Origin of the sequence: Pseudomonas sp. MMS21 TM103 (assembly GCF_022132145.1) — a bacterium.
In the GTDB taxonomy this organism is placed as follows: Bacteria; Pseudomonadota; Gammaproteobacteria; order Pseudomonadales; family Pseudomonadaceae; genus Aquipseudomonas.
On record NZ_JAJISP010000003.1, the window covers coordinates 302,174 to 316,272 of the forward strand.

The 14,099-nt window shown below is 63.8% G+C and carries 13 protein-coding genes and 1 pseudogene; 10 read left to right on the forward strand and 4 right to left on the reverse strand.

Annotation, left to right across the window (positions count from 1 at the left end; genetic code table 11):
• Window positions 1–41 precede the first annotated feature (41 nt).
• The 3 genes and pseudogenes from LJY18_RS12520 to LJY18_RS12530 form a co-directional block, all read left to right on the forward strand.
• Window positions 42–701 carry a response regulator gene (locus LJY18_RS12520; RefSeq protein WP_238042148.1) on the forward strand — a complete coding sequence of 220 codons (660 nt, stop codon included), beginning with the start codon at window positions 42–44 and terminating at the stop codon, window positions 699–701.
• Window positions 701–2,206 (forward strand): sensor histidine kinase, encoded by a 1,506-nt coding sequence (locus LJY18_RS12525; RefSeq protein ID WP_238042149.1) that lies wholly within the window; start codon window positions 701–703, stop codon window positions 2,204–2,206. Before LJY18_RS12520 ends, LJY18_RS12525 begins: the two co-directional genes overlap by 1 nt.
• A gap of 77 nt (window positions 2,207–2,283) precedes the next feature.
• Window positions 2,284–2,585, forward strand: a pseudogene (locus tag LJY18_RS12530) (helix-turn-helix domain-containing protein); the annotation flags it as partial.
• 77 nt (window positions 2,586–2,662) lie between these two features.
• Here the strand turns inward: LJY18_RS12530 and LJY18_RS12535 are convergent.
• Both LJY18_RS12535 and LJY18_RS12540 read right to left on the reverse strand, forming a co-directional pair.
• Complete coding sequence (locus LJY18_RS12535; protein WP_238042151.1) at window positions 2,663–4,003, reverse strand: ATP-binding protein; 1,341 nt, start codon at window positions 4,001–4,003, stop codon at window positions 2,663–2,665.
• On the reverse strand, window positions 4,000–4,695 hold the full coding sequence (locus LJY18_RS12540) for a response regulator (protein WP_238042152.1): 696 nt from the start codon (window positions 4,693–4,695) through the stop codon (window positions 4,000–4,002). The genes LJY18_RS12535 and LJY18_RS12540 overlap by 4 nt, the downstream gene beginning before the upstream one ends.
• A gap of 220 nt (window positions 4,696–4,915) precedes the next feature.
• Between LJY18_RS12540 and dsbD the strand changes: the two genes are divergently transcribed.
• The 5 genes from dsbD to LJY18_RS12565 are packed head-to-tail and all read left to right on the forward strand — an operon-like array spanning window position 4,916 to window position 9,857.
• A complete protein-coding gene (dsbD, locus tag LJY18_RS12545) occupies window positions 4,916–6,649 on the forward strand; it encodes a protein-disulfide reductase DsbD (protein ID WP_442964489.1) in 1,734 nt (577 codons plus the stop codon).
• Window positions 6,649–7,464 carry a TlpA family protein disulfide reductase gene (locus tag LJY18_RS12550; protein WP_238042154.1) on the forward strand — a complete coding sequence of 272 codons (816 nt, stop codon included), beginning with the start codon at window positions 6,649–6,651 and terminating at the stop codon, window positions 7,462–7,464. Before dsbD ends, LJY18_RS12550 begins: the two co-directional genes overlap by 1 nt.
• Complete coding sequence (dsbG, locus tag LJY18_RS12555; RefSeq protein ID WP_238042155.1) at window positions 7,461–8,240, forward strand: thiol:disulfide interchange protein DsbG; 780 nt, start codon at window positions 7,461–7,463, stop codon at window positions 8,238–8,240. The genes LJY18_RS12550 and dsbG overlap by 4 nt, the downstream gene beginning before the upstream one ends.
• A gap of 55 nt (window positions 8,241–8,295) precedes the next feature.
• On the forward strand, window positions 8,296–8,943 hold the full coding sequence (locus tag LJY18_RS12560; protein ID WP_238042156.1) for a c-type cytochrome: 648 nt from the start codon (window positions 8,296–8,298) through the stop codon (window positions 8,941–8,943).
• Window positions 8,940–9,857 (forward strand): c-type cytochrome, encoded by a 918-nt coding sequence (locus LJY18_RS12565; protein ID WP_238042157.1) that lies wholly within the window; start codon window positions 8,940–8,942, stop codon window positions 9,855–9,857. The genes LJY18_RS12560 and LJY18_RS12565 overlap by 4 nt, the downstream gene beginning before the upstream one ends.
• Before the next feature lie 165 nt (window positions 9,858–10,022).
• Here LJY18_RS12565 and LJY18_RS12570 read toward each other — a convergent pair whose 3' ends face one another.
• Window positions 10,023–10,937 (reverse strand): LysR family transcriptional regulator, encoded by a 915-nt coding sequence (locus LJY18_RS12570; protein WP_238042158.1) that lies wholly within the window; start codon window positions 10,935–10,937, stop codon window positions 10,023–10,025.
• A 236-nt stretch (window positions 10,938–11,173) separates the two neighbouring features.
• On the opposite strand from LJY18_RS12570, the gene LJY18_RS12575 reads away from it, so the two are divergent.
• Window positions 11,174–12,556, forward strand: a complete 1,383-nt coding sequence (locus LJY18_RS12575) for an MFS transporter (RefSeq protein WP_238042321.1) — start codon at window positions 11,174–11,176, stop codon at window positions 12,554–12,556.
• 311 nt (window positions 12,557–12,867) lie between these two features.
• On the forward strand, window positions 12,868–13,602 hold the full coding sequence (locus tag LJY18_RS12580) for a hypothetical protein (protein WP_238042159.1): 735 nt from the start codon (window positions 12,868–12,870) through the stop codon (window positions 13,600–13,602).
• 135 nt (window positions 13,603–13,737) lie between these two features.
• Here the strand turns inward: LJY18_RS12580 and LJY18_RS12585 are convergent, their stop codons facing one another.
• Window positions 13,738–14,079: an FKBP-type peptidyl-prolyl cis-trans isomerase gene (locus tag LJY18_RS12585; RefSeq protein ID WP_238042160.1), complete on the reverse strand. Its 342-nt coding sequence runs from the start codon at window positions 14,077–14,079 to the stop codon at window positions 13,738–13,740.
• Window positions 14,080–14,099: the final 20 nt, after the last annotated feature.

The following is a 14,099-nucleotide window of genomic DNA, read 5'->3' on the forward strand; positions in this document are numbered from 1 at the left end:
CCGCCTGCGTGCGCATGGCGCCCCCTCGACAAGGATCCACAATGCGCATTCTGCTGGTCGAAGACGATACCGCCCTCGGTGAAGGCATTCGCACCGCCCTCAAGCCCGAGGGCTACACCGTCGACTGGGTACAGGATGGCAGCAGCGCCCTGCATGCCCTGACCCATGAAAGCTTTGAACTGGCGATCCTCGATCTCGGTCTGCCGCGCATGGACGGCCTGCAGGTGCTCAAGCACCTGCGCTCCGCCGCCAACCCGGTGCCGGTGCTGGTGCTCACCGCGCGCGACTCGACCGCCGACCGCATCGCCGGGCTGGATGCCGGTGCCGACGATTACCTGGTCAAGCCCTTCGACGTCGCCGAACTCAAGGCGCGTTTGCGCGCCCTGCTGCGGCGCAGCTTCAACCGCCCGCAACCGGCCCTGGAATACCGTGGCATCAGCCTCGACCCGATCAGCCAGGCCGTGAGTTTTCAGGGGCAACCGGTCAATCTGCCGCGCAAGGAATTTCTCCTGCTGCACGAACTGCTCGCCCAACCCGGTCGGGTGCTGACCCGCGACAAGCTGCAACAAGCACTCTACGGCTGGGAAGAAGAGCTGGAAAGCAACGCCCTGGAAGTGCACGTACATCACCTACGCAAGAAGTTCTTTCCCGAGCTGATCCGCACCGTACGCGGAGTCGGCTATCTGGTGGATAAAGCCTGATGCTGTCGATCCGCGCCCGTACCCTGCTGCTGGTTCTCGGCTTGCTCAGCCTGTCGATGACCCTGATCTCCTATAAAAGCTACCGCGACGCCCAGCATGAGATCGCAGAGCTGTTCGATGCCCAGTTGGCGCAGACCGCCCGCCTGCTGCAAGGCATGGTCAGCCGCGACATGCCCCCAAGCGCACGCCAGAGTCTGCAACGTGCGCTGAACCAGGCAATCCTGGTGCACGACGAGGACCAAGACGAGGACGAAGGCTCGGCCAGCGGCCACCCCTACGAGGGCAAACTGGCCTTCCAGGTGCTCGATGAACGGGGCCAGATACTCCTGCAGTCGGCCAGCGCGCCCAACGGCGTACTGGAAAAAATGGTCGAAGATCTGGAGCAAACGGACAGTCCCGCCCTGACCCTGGCCACGGACGAACTCCTGGCCGACATCACCGAGCAGCTGGCCGGTTACCACACGGTGGCCGTGGGAAACTATCACTGGCGCCTGTTCATCCTGCGCGACCTACCCGATGGTCACTGGATCCTGGTGGGCGAGCGCGACGACGTGCGCGGCGAGCTGGTGGGTAAAGTCGCCCTGCGCAGCCTGCTGCCCGACCTGGTCGGCCTGCCCCTGCTCGCCCTCTTGGTCTGGCTGGCCATAGGCTGGGGGCTGCGTCCGCTGCAGCGCATGGCCGAGCTGATCAAGGCCCGCGCCCCGGACAACCTGGCGCCCCTGCTGCTGTCGCCGCTGCCCGCCGAACTGGAACCCATGGGCGCCGCACTCAACCGCCTGCTGATGCAGGTCAACCAACTGCTCAACCAGGAAAAACGCTTCATCGCCGATGCCGCCCACGAACTGCGCACGCCGCTGGCGGTGCTGCGCATTCACGCCCAAAACGCCCTGGAAGCCCCCGACCCGGCCGACCGCAACGACGCCCTGCGTCAGCTTGGAGGCGGCGTCGAACGCGCCACCCGGATAATCACCCAGCTGCTGACCCTGGCCCGCCTCGACCCCAACGTGGTGCAACTGGCGATGGTCAACCTCGACCTGCTCGGCTTCGTCCGCAATGAACTGGCCGAACTCATCCCCCTGGCCCTCGAGCGCCAGCAGGAGCTAAACCTCGACGCCGACGAAAGCGCCGACTACCAGCTGCTCGCCGACGCCCCGAGCCTGGGCACCCTCCTGCAAAACCTGGTCAGCAACGCCGTGCAATACACCCCGCCCGGCGGGCGCATCCAGGTGCAACTGCACGCGCAAGCCGATGCCGTGCTGCTGCGCATCCAGGACAGCGGCCCCGGCGTCGAAGCCGCCCAGCGGGAGAAACTCTTCGAGCGCTTCTACCGCCAGGGCAGCGGCCAGGGCGCAGGACTCGGCCTGTCGATAGTGCTGCGGGTGGTCGAACTGCACCGCGGCAACATCAGCCTCGACGAGTCGCCCCTGGGCGGACTGGAAGTCTGCGTGCGCCTGCCACGGCGGCCCGGTGCCGAGCGACCGTCCACGGCGCCGCGCCTCAGCTGAACTGCAACTCGCTCAGGTCGATCGAAACCAGCAGCTGGTCCTCCGGCGCCTGGTTGTCCGGCCCGCGCCTGAGGGCCCTGGATTTCGCCAAACACAACCTGCGCAACCCGCTGGCGGTGGAGCAACTGGCCGAAGCCGCGAGCCTCAGTGTCCGCCGGTTCAGCCGGGAATTTCGCCGCGAGACCGGCCCATCGCCGGCCAAGGCGGTGGAGAACCTGCGCGTCGAGGCGGCGCGCCTGCTGATCGAGCAGGGCCGCCTGTCCATGGACACGCTCGCCGATGAAACCGGCTTCGCCGACCGCGAACGGATACGCCGGGCCTCCTGCGCACCATCGGCCAGCTGCCGCAGATGGTCAGGCGCAATGCCAGGGTGAGCTGATCACCTGCAGAGGGGGCGGGGTTGCCCAATATTGATCCGGACGATCTGTGCTGCTGGTCGTTCAGGCTTTCGGCCGGTCACTGCTCCACATCTCCAGGCTGCAAGCCGACGACGAACTCGACTCGCAGGCCATCATCATGGGACACGAACTTGAGCTCGCAGCCACAGCGCTCTGCGATCGCCTTGACGATGGACAGTCCCAGCCCACTGCCATCGCCTTGGCTGCTTCGCCAGAAACGTTCGGTGAAGCGCTCGACCAGGTCGGGCGCAATGCCTGGCCCCTGATCCTGCACGATGAAGCGGATCTTGCTTTCGCCCAGTTGTTCAAGCGTCAGGCAAACGACCGTGCCGTCCCGCGTATGGCGACGAGCGTTGTCCAGGAGGTTGCGCAGGGCGGCAATAGCCAATACAGGCGGCATCGCCAGAACGCTGCGAGACACGCTGTCAGTCGCGTGCAACTCGACAGACGGGCCGGCCTGCTGGCTGGCGTCGGTAATCGCCAGTTGCACCACTTCGATTGCGCTGCAGCGCAGGCCGTCATCGAAGGAAACGCGGCCTTCCACGCGCGCGAGCAGGAGCAACTGCTCCAGAGTGCGATGCAGGCGATCGGTGCCGATTTCTGCCTGGGCCAGGGCACGCTTGGCGGTGTCACCCTCGGTCATGGCCGCGACCTGCAGGTGAGTCTTGATTGCCGTCAGCGGGCTGCGTAATTCATGTGCGGCGTCATCGGTCAGTCGCCGTTCGCGCTCGAGCATCTGCCCGATCCGGGCGAACAGCTGATTTTGCGCTTCGAGCAGCGGCGCCAGTTCCGCTGGCAATCGCTCGATGTGCAGCGGCTCGACCGAGTCGGCGCTACGTTCTGCGAGGGCGTTGCGCATTCGCCTGAGCGGTGAAAGCCCATTGCCGATGCCGATCCAGAGCACGATCAGGCTTCCCAGCAGGGCAACCAATACCGGCAGCGCCGCGGCCAGCAGTACCGAGCGCTTCAACGTGTCGCGTTCATCGAGGCGATCGGCCGTGGTGACGCGCATCCCGTTCTGAATCAGGGTATAGCTTCGCCAGGCCGTACCGCCGATCAGTTGATCTTGAAAACCAGTGCGATGGGCATCGAGAACGCTGTCCGGCGCCGCGTGGCTGCGCGCCAAAATCTCGCCACGCAACGAGCTTACCTGGCAGGCGAGGCCATTCTGGATGCCGAGCTGCTCGGCGCTCAAGCGAGTAACGCCACCTTCGCCCAACTGTGGTTGCGGGAGCTGAATCAGCAGGCCGGCGACCATCCGGGCCGATGCTGCAAGTCGCTGGTCGAGTGTAAGCATGAGCTGGTTACGCACGTCGAACAGCATCCAGGTCGCCGCCAGCGCCCAGAGCAGCACGAAGGCAGAGCCGAGCGTGATCGTAAGACGAAGGCGCAAACTCATGAGTCGGCATCTCGCATCGGGTCCGTCGCCGTTCCGGCGGCACCCAGGCGATAACCGAGCCCCCTCACCGTTTCGACGATGCCATTGCCAAGCTTGCGGCGAAGGTGATGGATATGAACGTTGAGCGCGTTGCTTTCGACGTCGCCCCCCAGCCCGTACACCGCATCTTTCAGCTGCTCGGCTGAAAGTACGCGACCGGGATGCTGCAGAAGCGCCTGCAGCAACGCCTGTTCGCGGCGGGACAGGTCGATGGGCTCACCCGCCATTAAGGCAGCGCAGGCGGCAGGGTCGTAGGTGAGCGGCCCGTGCTCGATAAGATGAGTCGCTCGTCCAGCGGCCCGGCGCAGCAGGGCGTGCAGGCGGGCAGCCAGTTCACGCAGATCGAATGGTTTGACCAGATAGTCGTCGGCGCCCGCCTGGAGCCCCGAGACGCGTTCGGCCACCGCATCTCGAGCGGTCAGAATGAGCACCGGTAGTTCGAGCCCGCGACGGCGCAGACGATGCAGGAAATGCAGGCCATCCTCGTCGGGCAACCCGAGATCGAGAATCATCAGATCGAAGCGGGCGGCGCGCAGCAGCGCGTCGGCCTGTGCAGCCGTGGCGGCATGGGCCACGGTGAATCCCAGGGCTTCGAGCCCAGCGACTATGCCGCTCGCAATGAGCGCGTTGTCTTCTGTCAGTAGTACATGCATGGGTTGGGATCGCGTGAACACGCCGCCAAGTGTGGTCCGCCAGGATTAACGGAGCATTAGGGATGGTACCCCGACTTCGGCCGTATCGGCGGCGGCCGTCGCTTTGCCAGGTTCAGTGCATGCCCGCAGCTGGCCGTTACCCAGCGACTGGCGATTCGTTAATGGCCTCTTAATCCCGGGCCGCCATGCTCAAGCCGTATCTGTTTCCAGGGTGTAGCGCATGCGAGCGATTGTTCTTTGTATGGCCTGTTGCCTCTGGCTTGTTCAGCTGGCAAACGCCTCGCCGTTCACGCTGGGTCAGCAGCAGGAGTTTTTGCCGGTGGACCAGGCGTTCAGCCTGCATGTCGAACGAGCCGACACCGGCGCAGCAGTGCTGCGTTGGGATATCGCACCGGGTTATTACCTCTATCAGGAGCGGTTGCGATTCGTTGGGCTGCCGGCGGGTAGCGAGCCGCTATTGCCATCCGGTCAGCCTTATCACGACGACTACTTTGGGGCCTCGCAGATCTATCGTGGCAGCCTGGAAGTGGTCATCCCGGATGCGACTGCCGGGACGCTCGAGCTGGGATGGCAGGGCTGCGCCGATGCGGGCCTCTGTTACCCGCCGCAGACGCGCACGGTAGATCTGGATCGAGCCCCGTCAGAATCCGCACAGGCCGATGATCAGGCATTGGCGAGCGGCCTGCAGCAGCAGGCGCTTGGCTGGAGTCTGTTGATCTTCTTTGGGCTTGGCTTGCTGCTGGCCTTTGCGCCTTGCTCACTGCCCATGTTGCCGATCCTGGCCGGTATCGTGGTGGGCAGCCAAGCCAGCCCGCGTCGCGGTTTGGCCCTCGCTGCTGCTTATGTGGTCAGCATGGCGCTGGTTTATGCCGCGCTTGGCGTCGTGGCCGCGCTGCTCGGGGCGAATCTGCAGGGATGGTTGATGCAGCCCTGGTTGATCGGGAGTTTTGCCGGTCTATTCGTTCTGCTCTCCTTGCCAATGTTCGGTTTCTTCGAGCTGCAATTGCCAGCGGGCCTGCGTGACCGGCTGGAGCAAGCCGGTCGCAAACGCAAGGGTGGCAGCCTGGTGGGGGCCAGTGCTCTGGGTGTGTTGTCTGGATTGCTGGTCGGGCCTTGCATGACCGCGCCTCTGGCCGCGGCTTTGCTGTACATCGCACAAAGCAGCAACGCCGTGCACGGCGGCCTGGCGCTGTTCGCCCTGGGCCTGGGAATAGGCACGCCGTTGCTGTTGCTGGTGATGCTGGGCAATCGCTTCCTGCCAAAGCCGGGTGCCTGGATGGATCGCGTCAAAGTCGTGTTCGGTTTTCTCTTTCTGGTCGCGGCACTCTATGTGCTCCGCCCGTTACTGCCGGATCCGCTATGGGTCGGATTGTGGGGCGCGCTTCTGCTCGTGGTCGCGAGCGTGCTGCTGCAACTGTCGCGTCAACTCAAGCAGCACCAGGCATTGAGCAGGTCCGTCGCGGCGTTATCCGGCATATGGGGTATGGCCATGGTATTGGGCGCGGCGGGTGGTGCGCAGGATCCGATCCGGCCGCTTGAGGTCTTCACTGGTGGCGTCGTTTCGGCGGCTGCGGTCGAGGCTGCGCATGGTTTCGTCGGTTTCAGTGAGCCCGCTGTTCTTGATCGTGAACTCGCAGCAGCCAAAGCGGCAGGGCAATGGGTGCTGGTCGACTACTACGCGGACTGGTGCGTGTCCTGCAAGATCATGGAAGAAGAAGTGTTCGGCGACGCGCAGGTGCAAGCTTCGCTCAAGGACGTGCGTGTGCAGCGTCCCGACGTGACGAAAACCAATCCTGCCAGTCGAGCACTGCTGAACCGCTACCAAGTCATGGGGCCGCCGACACTGCTGTTGATCGGCCCGGACGGGGTGGAGCGCCGCTCGCAGCGCATCACCGGTGAGGTCGACGCCAGCCAATTCATCGGCAAGTGGAACGAAACCATGGAGCGAGGCTGATGTTGACGATCAATGTCGGCCCCTTGGCACTGGCCGTTCCGCATGTATTGCTGCTGGTCAGCCTGTTTTTGGCGATGCTGACCGGCTGGTGGGCTGGACGCCGCAACGAGCGCAATCCCGAGCAGCAGCTGTTCAGGTTGTTGCTGGTGGCATTGCTGGTCGCTCGCCTGGCGTTCGTGCTGGTGTACTTCGAGCATTTTCGTGACGAACCCTGGCGCGTGATCGATATCCGCGACGGCGGCTTCATAGCCTGGCCGGGCGTGCTGGCCGCTGTGCTTCTCGGCGCATGGCTCGCCTGGCGCGAGGAGACCTTGCGCAAACCGCTGGGCTGGGCCGTGGCGGTGGGTGTGCTGAGTTGGGGGTTGGCTACCTTTGCACTCCATGCTTTCGAGCAGGGCACGCGCCTCCCCGAGATGGGCCTGCGGGATAACCGGGGCAAGCCGGTGGCCTTGCAGGACTTCGTCGGCAAACCCCTGGTCATCAACCTGTGGGCCACCTGGTGCCCGCCGTGTCGGCGAGAAATGCCGGTACTGGCCGAAGCGCAGCGCAATGAATCCGAGGTGACCTTCCTCTTCGTCAACCAGGGCGAGGGCGAGCGGGTCATCGCTGACTTCCTCCGCGCCGAAGGGCTCGGCCTGGAAAACGTACTGCTCGACAGCGGCGGACGGCTTGGCCAGCGCATCGGATCTTCGGCATTGCCGACAACGCTTTTTTACGACGCAGAGGGGCGCCAGGTTGGCAGCCACCTCGGTGAACTGTCGCACGCCAGCCTGGCGCGTGCCCTTGAACAACTAGAAGTGAATACTCAGCCATGAATATCGTGCGACCGATTTCCTTGTTCCTTTCCGCCATTGCTTTGCTGCCAGCGCCGCTAGCGCTGGCGCAAACCCTGCCACCTGCGATCCAGGCGATTGAAGCCCGCGGTGCCAAAGTTGTCGGCAGCTTTGATGCCCCCGGCGGATTGCAGGGCTACGCCGCGCGCTATAACGGTGAGGGCATGGCGCTGTACCTGACGCCGGACGGTGATCACGTTCTGATCGGCAGTTTGCTTGATGCAAGCGGCGAAGACCTGACACGCGCCCCGCTTGAAAAACTGGTGTACGAACCCCTGAGCAAGGAAATGTGGCAGCGGCTCGAAAGCAGTACCTGGATTCAGGACGGTGCAGCTGAGGCGCCGCGGACCGTCTACATGTTTTCCGATCCGAACTGCCCGTTCTGCAACATGTTCTGGAAACAGGCACGGCCCTGGGTCGAAGCCGGCGATGTTCAGCTTCGTCACGTAATGGTCGGCATGTTGCGTCCGGACAGTGCAGGAAAATCCGCAGCATTGCTGGTTGCGAAGGATCCCCAGGCGGCCCTCAACGCCCATGAAGCGGCAGGCAAGGCAAGCAAACTGGAGCCGGTCGAAAGCATTTCGCCTAAGGTAAATGAACAGCTCGAGGCGAACCTGACATTGATGAGTGAAATGGGGGCCTCGGCAACACCGGCAATTTACTACCTGGACGACGAGGGACACCTGCAACAACAGCAAGGTGCTCCTCGTGCCGATTCGCTGAATCAGATCATGGGGCCGCTGTCCGCGAAACGTTGAACCGCTACCAATCGGCCAGTGCCGACACCTAAAACAATAACGATGTGGAGGCTACATGAACGTCTCTCGCTGGCCCCTGGCAGGGCTGCTTTTAGCGATATCCGTGTCTACCCAGGCGGCAGATCCGACCGCTGTCTATGGCAAAGGCGGCGCCAATACTGCCGCGATGGCGTGCGTCACCTGCCATGGTGCCGAGGCTGAGGGCATGGCCGCAGCCGGATTTCCGCGACTTGCCGGTTTGTCCGCCGTCTACATGAAAAGACAGCTGGCCGATTTCGCTTCCGGTGAACGCGCCAATCCGATCATGCAATCGATCGCTGCCGCCTTGAGTGCCGAGGAAGCGGACGCCGTCACGACGATGCTCGCCAACAAGCCGCGACCCGACGTCGAGCGAATCGGCCGCACAGCTGCGGCTCAAGGCCTTGGAGAAACACTGGCACTGCGTGGCGCATGGGAGCGCAACATCCCCGAATGTGTCTCCTGCCATGGACCTGGCGGTGTGGGTGTCGGCGATTCCTTTCCTCCACTCGCGGGGCAATCCGCCCAGTATCTGTCCTCGCAGCTGATCGCCTGGCGCCAAGGCACCCGTAAGAACGATCCCAACGACCTGATGGGGCACATCGCTCGTGACCTCACCGAGGACGAGATCAAGGCCGTCTCGGCATATTTCGCCAACTTGACCGACACAGGAGCAGGAAGATGAGAGCTCACACAAGCGCCTTGCTGCTGTTCGCACTTGCCATTCCTGGACATGCGGCCGACATCGCAATGGAGGATCAGTCGCAGATTCGCATCGGCACAGGAGAACCCGCCAGCCGCACGTATTTTCAGCCCCCGCAGGAAAGCGAGCTCCCGGACAACGCCTTTGGAAAGCTGGTACAGGAAGGCCGCGCCATCTTCGTCGATACAAAAAATCGTGCGCCGGAATATGTAGGTAACGGCCTTGCGTGCGCCAACTGCCACCTAGAGCAGGGGCGAAAAGCCAACTCCGCACCGCTGTGGGCGGCGTACACCATGTACCCGGCGTACCGGAAGAAGAACGACAAGGTAAACACCTACGCCGAGCGGCTGCAGGGGTGTTTTCAGTTCAGCATGAACGGCAAGGCACCGGAAGCGGACGGTCCGGTAATTGCGGCCCTCTCGGCCTATTCGTACTGGCTCGCGACTGGCGCACCGACCGGTCAGGAACTGCCAGGCCGTGCCTATCCGCAAGTGCCGCAACCCGAAGGCGGCTATGACCTTGCTAAAGGGCAGCAGGTCTACGCCGCGCAGTGCGCGGTGTGCCATGGAGAGAACGGCGAAGGGCAGAAGTCAGGCGCAGACTATGTTTTTCCACCGCTGTGGGGGGCGGACTCGTTCAATTGGGGCGCAGGCATGCATCGGATCAATACGGCCGCCGCGTTCATAAAGGAGAGCATGCCCCTGGGCAAAGGCGGCAGCTTGTCGGATGAAGATGCCTGGCATGTGGCGGCATTCATGAACAGCCACGAACGGCCACAGGACCCGCGCTTGATCGATGGTTCGGTCGAGAAGACTCGCGACAAGTATCACGCCAACGATGGCGTGAACCTATACGGCGAGACTGTTAACGGAAAGGTGCTGGGCAAGGGCATTTAGCCTGGCTGAGTGGCCTCGGACGGCAAAGGGGACTGATTTATTTTTCATGTTTTCACGGACTGAGCGCCCGCTTTTGCGCCGATTTCGGTCATTAGTGATCGGCTGCGACCGGCCCAACTAACTCCAGATGCGCCTTTGTAGATTGCTTCTGAGGCTTGGGTTTCGTTATAGCCCCGCAGTACTACTGAGCTGCTCCGTACAGACCTCCCTCACGCATTCGCGCAGCCAGCGATGCGCGGGGTCGGCATTCATGCGCGGGTGCCAGAGCAGGGCAACCGTGATTGCCGGTGTGCTGAACGGCAGGGGAAAACTGAACATGCCGTCACTCAGGTTGCCGCTATGCCGTTCGGCAACGGTGGCGATCAGGTCGCTGGCGCGGGACAGGGACAACGCGGCGGACAGGCCCGCGACGATGGTGACTATCTGCCGCTGCAGGCCAAGCGCCGCCAGCGCCTCGGCGACCGGGCCGAGGTCCTGGCCGCGCCGCGAGACCAGCACATGGCGGCCAGCCGCGTAGCGGGCCGGCGTGATTTCGCCCTGGCTCAGCGCATGGCCCCTGCGCACCACGCCAATGAAACGGTCGCGGAACAGCGCCCGCGTATGCAGTTCCGGGCTGGTCGCGGCGCCGACCACACCGGTGTCCAGGTCGACGCTGCCCTCGCGCAGCAACGTGCTGTTCTTGTCTGGTTTCTGCACGAAACGCATCACCACGCCGGGCGCCTCGGCCGCGATGCGGGCAATCAGGCGCGGCCCGAAGTTTTCCACGAAGCCGTCGCTGGTGCGTAAGGTGAATGTCCGTTCGAGCTGCGGGAGATCGGATAACTGCACGGGGCGCAGCGCCGCCTGTGCGTCCTGCACCAACTGACTGACCCGCTCGCGCAGTTCGAGCGCCCTGGGCGTGGGGACCAGGCCGCGTCCGGCCCTGACTAGCAGCGGATCGCCGGTGGTTTCACGCAGTCGTGCCAGGGCCCGGCTCATGGCCGAGGGGCTCAGCCGCAGGCGTTGCGCGGCGCGCGCGACGCTGCCCTCGGCGAGCAGTACATCCAGGGTGATCAGCAAGTTGAGATCGGGCATCGACATAGATAAACCTCGGCATGGCTCCATTCTGACATGGCGTCATATGCACCAATAAACTGCAAATGCTGCGCCTTACGCCACTCCAGATAGCGCATTAGGCTGCTGACATCAACCTATCGGGAGTCGTCAGCATGAAATTCATAGCGAGGCCAGACGGTGCGGAAACAGCTGATGAGGTCAGCGAACATGGGCAACCCAGGGCGTCGGTGAGGTGGGCACTGGTCAGCCTGTCACTCACCATGTTGCTGTCCTCGCTGGCCAGCAGCATCGCCAATATCGGCTTGCCGACCCTGGCCCAGGCATTCAGCGCAAGCTTTCAAAGCGTCCAGTGGGTTGTCCTCGCCTACCTGCTGGCCATCACCAGCCTGATCGTCAGCGTCGGGCGGCTCGGTGACTTGCTTGGCCGCCGACGACTGATGCTGGCGGGGATACTGGTGTTCACGCTCGCCTCTGCCTTGTGCGGCCTAGCCCCCACGCTTTGGCTGCTGATCGCCGCCCGCGCGCTGCAGGGCCTGGGGGCAGCCATCATGATGGCTCTGACCATGGCCTTGATTGGCGAGACGGTAACCAAGGAGAAGACCGGCAGCGCCATGGGCCTGCTCGGCACCCTGTCGGCGATCGGCACTGCACTCGGCCCGACCCTGGGGGGTGTGCTGATCGCCGGTCCCGGTTGGCGGGCCATCTTCCTCATCAACCTGCCGCTGGGTCTGCTGGCATTGATCCTGGCCGCGCGCCACCTGCCCGCCGATCGGCCGGTAGCGCAGGCCGAGCGCATGCGTTTCGACCACCTGAGCACGCTGCTGCTCGCCTTGGCACTCACCGCCTACGCGCTGGCCATGACCCTGGGGCGCGGCAGCTTCGGCCTGCTCAATGCGGCGCTATTGGTCGCGGCGGCGCTGGGCGTCGGCCTCTTTCTGCGGGTCGAAAGCACGGCGGCTTCACCGCTGATCCGCCTGGCGATGTTTCGTGATTCGCCCCTCGGCGCGAGCTTTGTGATGAGCGCCCTGGTCATGACGGTGATGATGGCGACACTGGTGGTCGGTCCGTTCTACCTCTCCACTGCGCTGGGGCTCGATGCAGCACGGGTCGGGCTGGCCATGTCATCCGGCCCGATCGTCTCGGCGCTGACGGGCGTGCCGGCCGGCCGCAGCGTCGATCGCTTCGGCGCACCGCGCATGAGCATCACCGGACTCGGCATCATGGCGGCCGGCGCGCTCATCCTGCCCGTGCTGCCCATGAGTCTCGGTGTTCTGGGTTACATCGCCCCACTTATCGTCCTCACTGCCGGCTATGCGCTATTCCAGGCGGCCAACAACACCGCAGTCATGGCGGATGTGCGTCCAGACCGGCGCGGCGTGGTCTCCGGCTTGCTCAATCTGTCGCGTAATCTCGGCTTGATCACCGGCGCCTCGGTGATGGGCTCGGTGTTCGCGTTTGGCGCGGCGACGACCGACATCAGCAGCGCGCATCCCGAGGCGGTTGCAGTCGGCATGCACGCCACCTTCGCCGTCGCCGCGATGCTGATTGTCATCGCTCTCGCCATCGCCATTGCCAGCCAGGTCCTGGCGCCGCGCCTCGTTACGGCAAAAGCTGGGCATGAACAGGGTCCCAGCGCTGGCTGAGCGCTGGGCCATTGCGGCCGCAGACTGCATTGGCTGACAATCGGCAAGCGCTCGGCAGCGGTCATTGCTGGCCGGCAGCCAACGGCCAGGAGCGCTGATGCATAATCAGAACGCTTGCCTTGGCCGCCTTCCCAGGGTGCTAGCGCTGCACGCGGCAGCTGAGGGGACAGGGTGCATGGCCTGCTCCGGAAGAGGTCTTTACGGCGCTTGACCCTGGCGCGCTACTGGCAGTCCTGCGACCTGGGCTGATCGACTCGAGAGCAAGTGCAACGATGCAGACAACAACACTCAGCCAATAGACCCGTGAAGCCATGAGCGAATGCCCCAAATGCGCCTACCTGCGCACGGCCAAAGATGCACCTATTCACCGTGATATCTGTCCCGGTTGCGGTATTGCGATCAACAAGTGGTTGGCACGTGCCGACGGTGCCGCGACGGTAACCAGCGCACTGTCCATCGACGAGCCGCCGCGCATGGGCGTGCGCGAGCACTTCATGCAGCTGCCGGGGCGTGTCGATACGGCCAGTCTGTATGGGCGCGGTCTGTTGTCCGTGGCCTTGGCACTGTGGGCGCTGTGGTTCATGGCGCACGGTATCGATTGGGCAGTCATCGGCGGCTCGTTCATGCACAACATCAATCTGCCGTTCCATGAGTTTGGCCATGTGCTGTTTTCGCCGCTGGGCCGGTTCATGGCCATCCTCGGTGGCAGCCTGTTTCAGGTGCTGCTGCCGTTGATCCTGCTGGTGGCCTTCAGCTTCTTTCACCACGACAACTATGCGGCCAGCGTGACGCTCTGGTGGTGCGGGCAGAGCCTGGTCGACCTGGCCCCGTATATTGCCGATGCGCCTTACCGGGCAATGCCGCTGGTGGGCGGTGGCGGCGAAGCGTCGCATGACTGGGGCAATCTGCTGGTGATGACCGGCACCCTGGATAGCGCCCAGGCATTCGCCCGATTCAGCTTTGGATTGGGCATCGGCATCATGTTCGCCGCGCTGCTGTGGGGCGTGCGCTTATTGCTCAAGCAACGCCGCCAGCTGTCGGCGTAGGGGTTGAGAGGGGACGATCTTGCGCGCCCCTTCTCACCGAGGCGCGGCAGGTGGTGTTCTGTGCATTGCGGCGCTTGGCCGTGCCGGGAACAGCTGCGCTCAACGCCCGTCCGCTCAGACCGGCACAGGCGCCCGTCAATCATCCCGCGTCAGCACTTCCAGCAGTTCGATCTCGAAGATCAGGTTGGAGTTGGGCTTGATATGGGGGCCGAACTCTCGTTCGCCGTAGCCGAGGTGGGCCGGGACGAAGAGTTTGCGTTTGCCGCCGACCCTCATGCCCATCAGGCCTTGGTCCCAGCCCTTGATCACCCGGCCGGTGCCGATCACGCACTGGAAGGGTTTGCCGCGATCGTAGGAGGAATCGAACTTGCTGCCGTTTTCGAGAAAACCGTCGTACTGGGTGGTGATCAGGGCACCCTTGACCACTGCCTTGCCCTCGCCCACCCGAATATCTTCGATCTTTAATTCGCCGCTCATCACTCGCCTCCGTTTCTTGC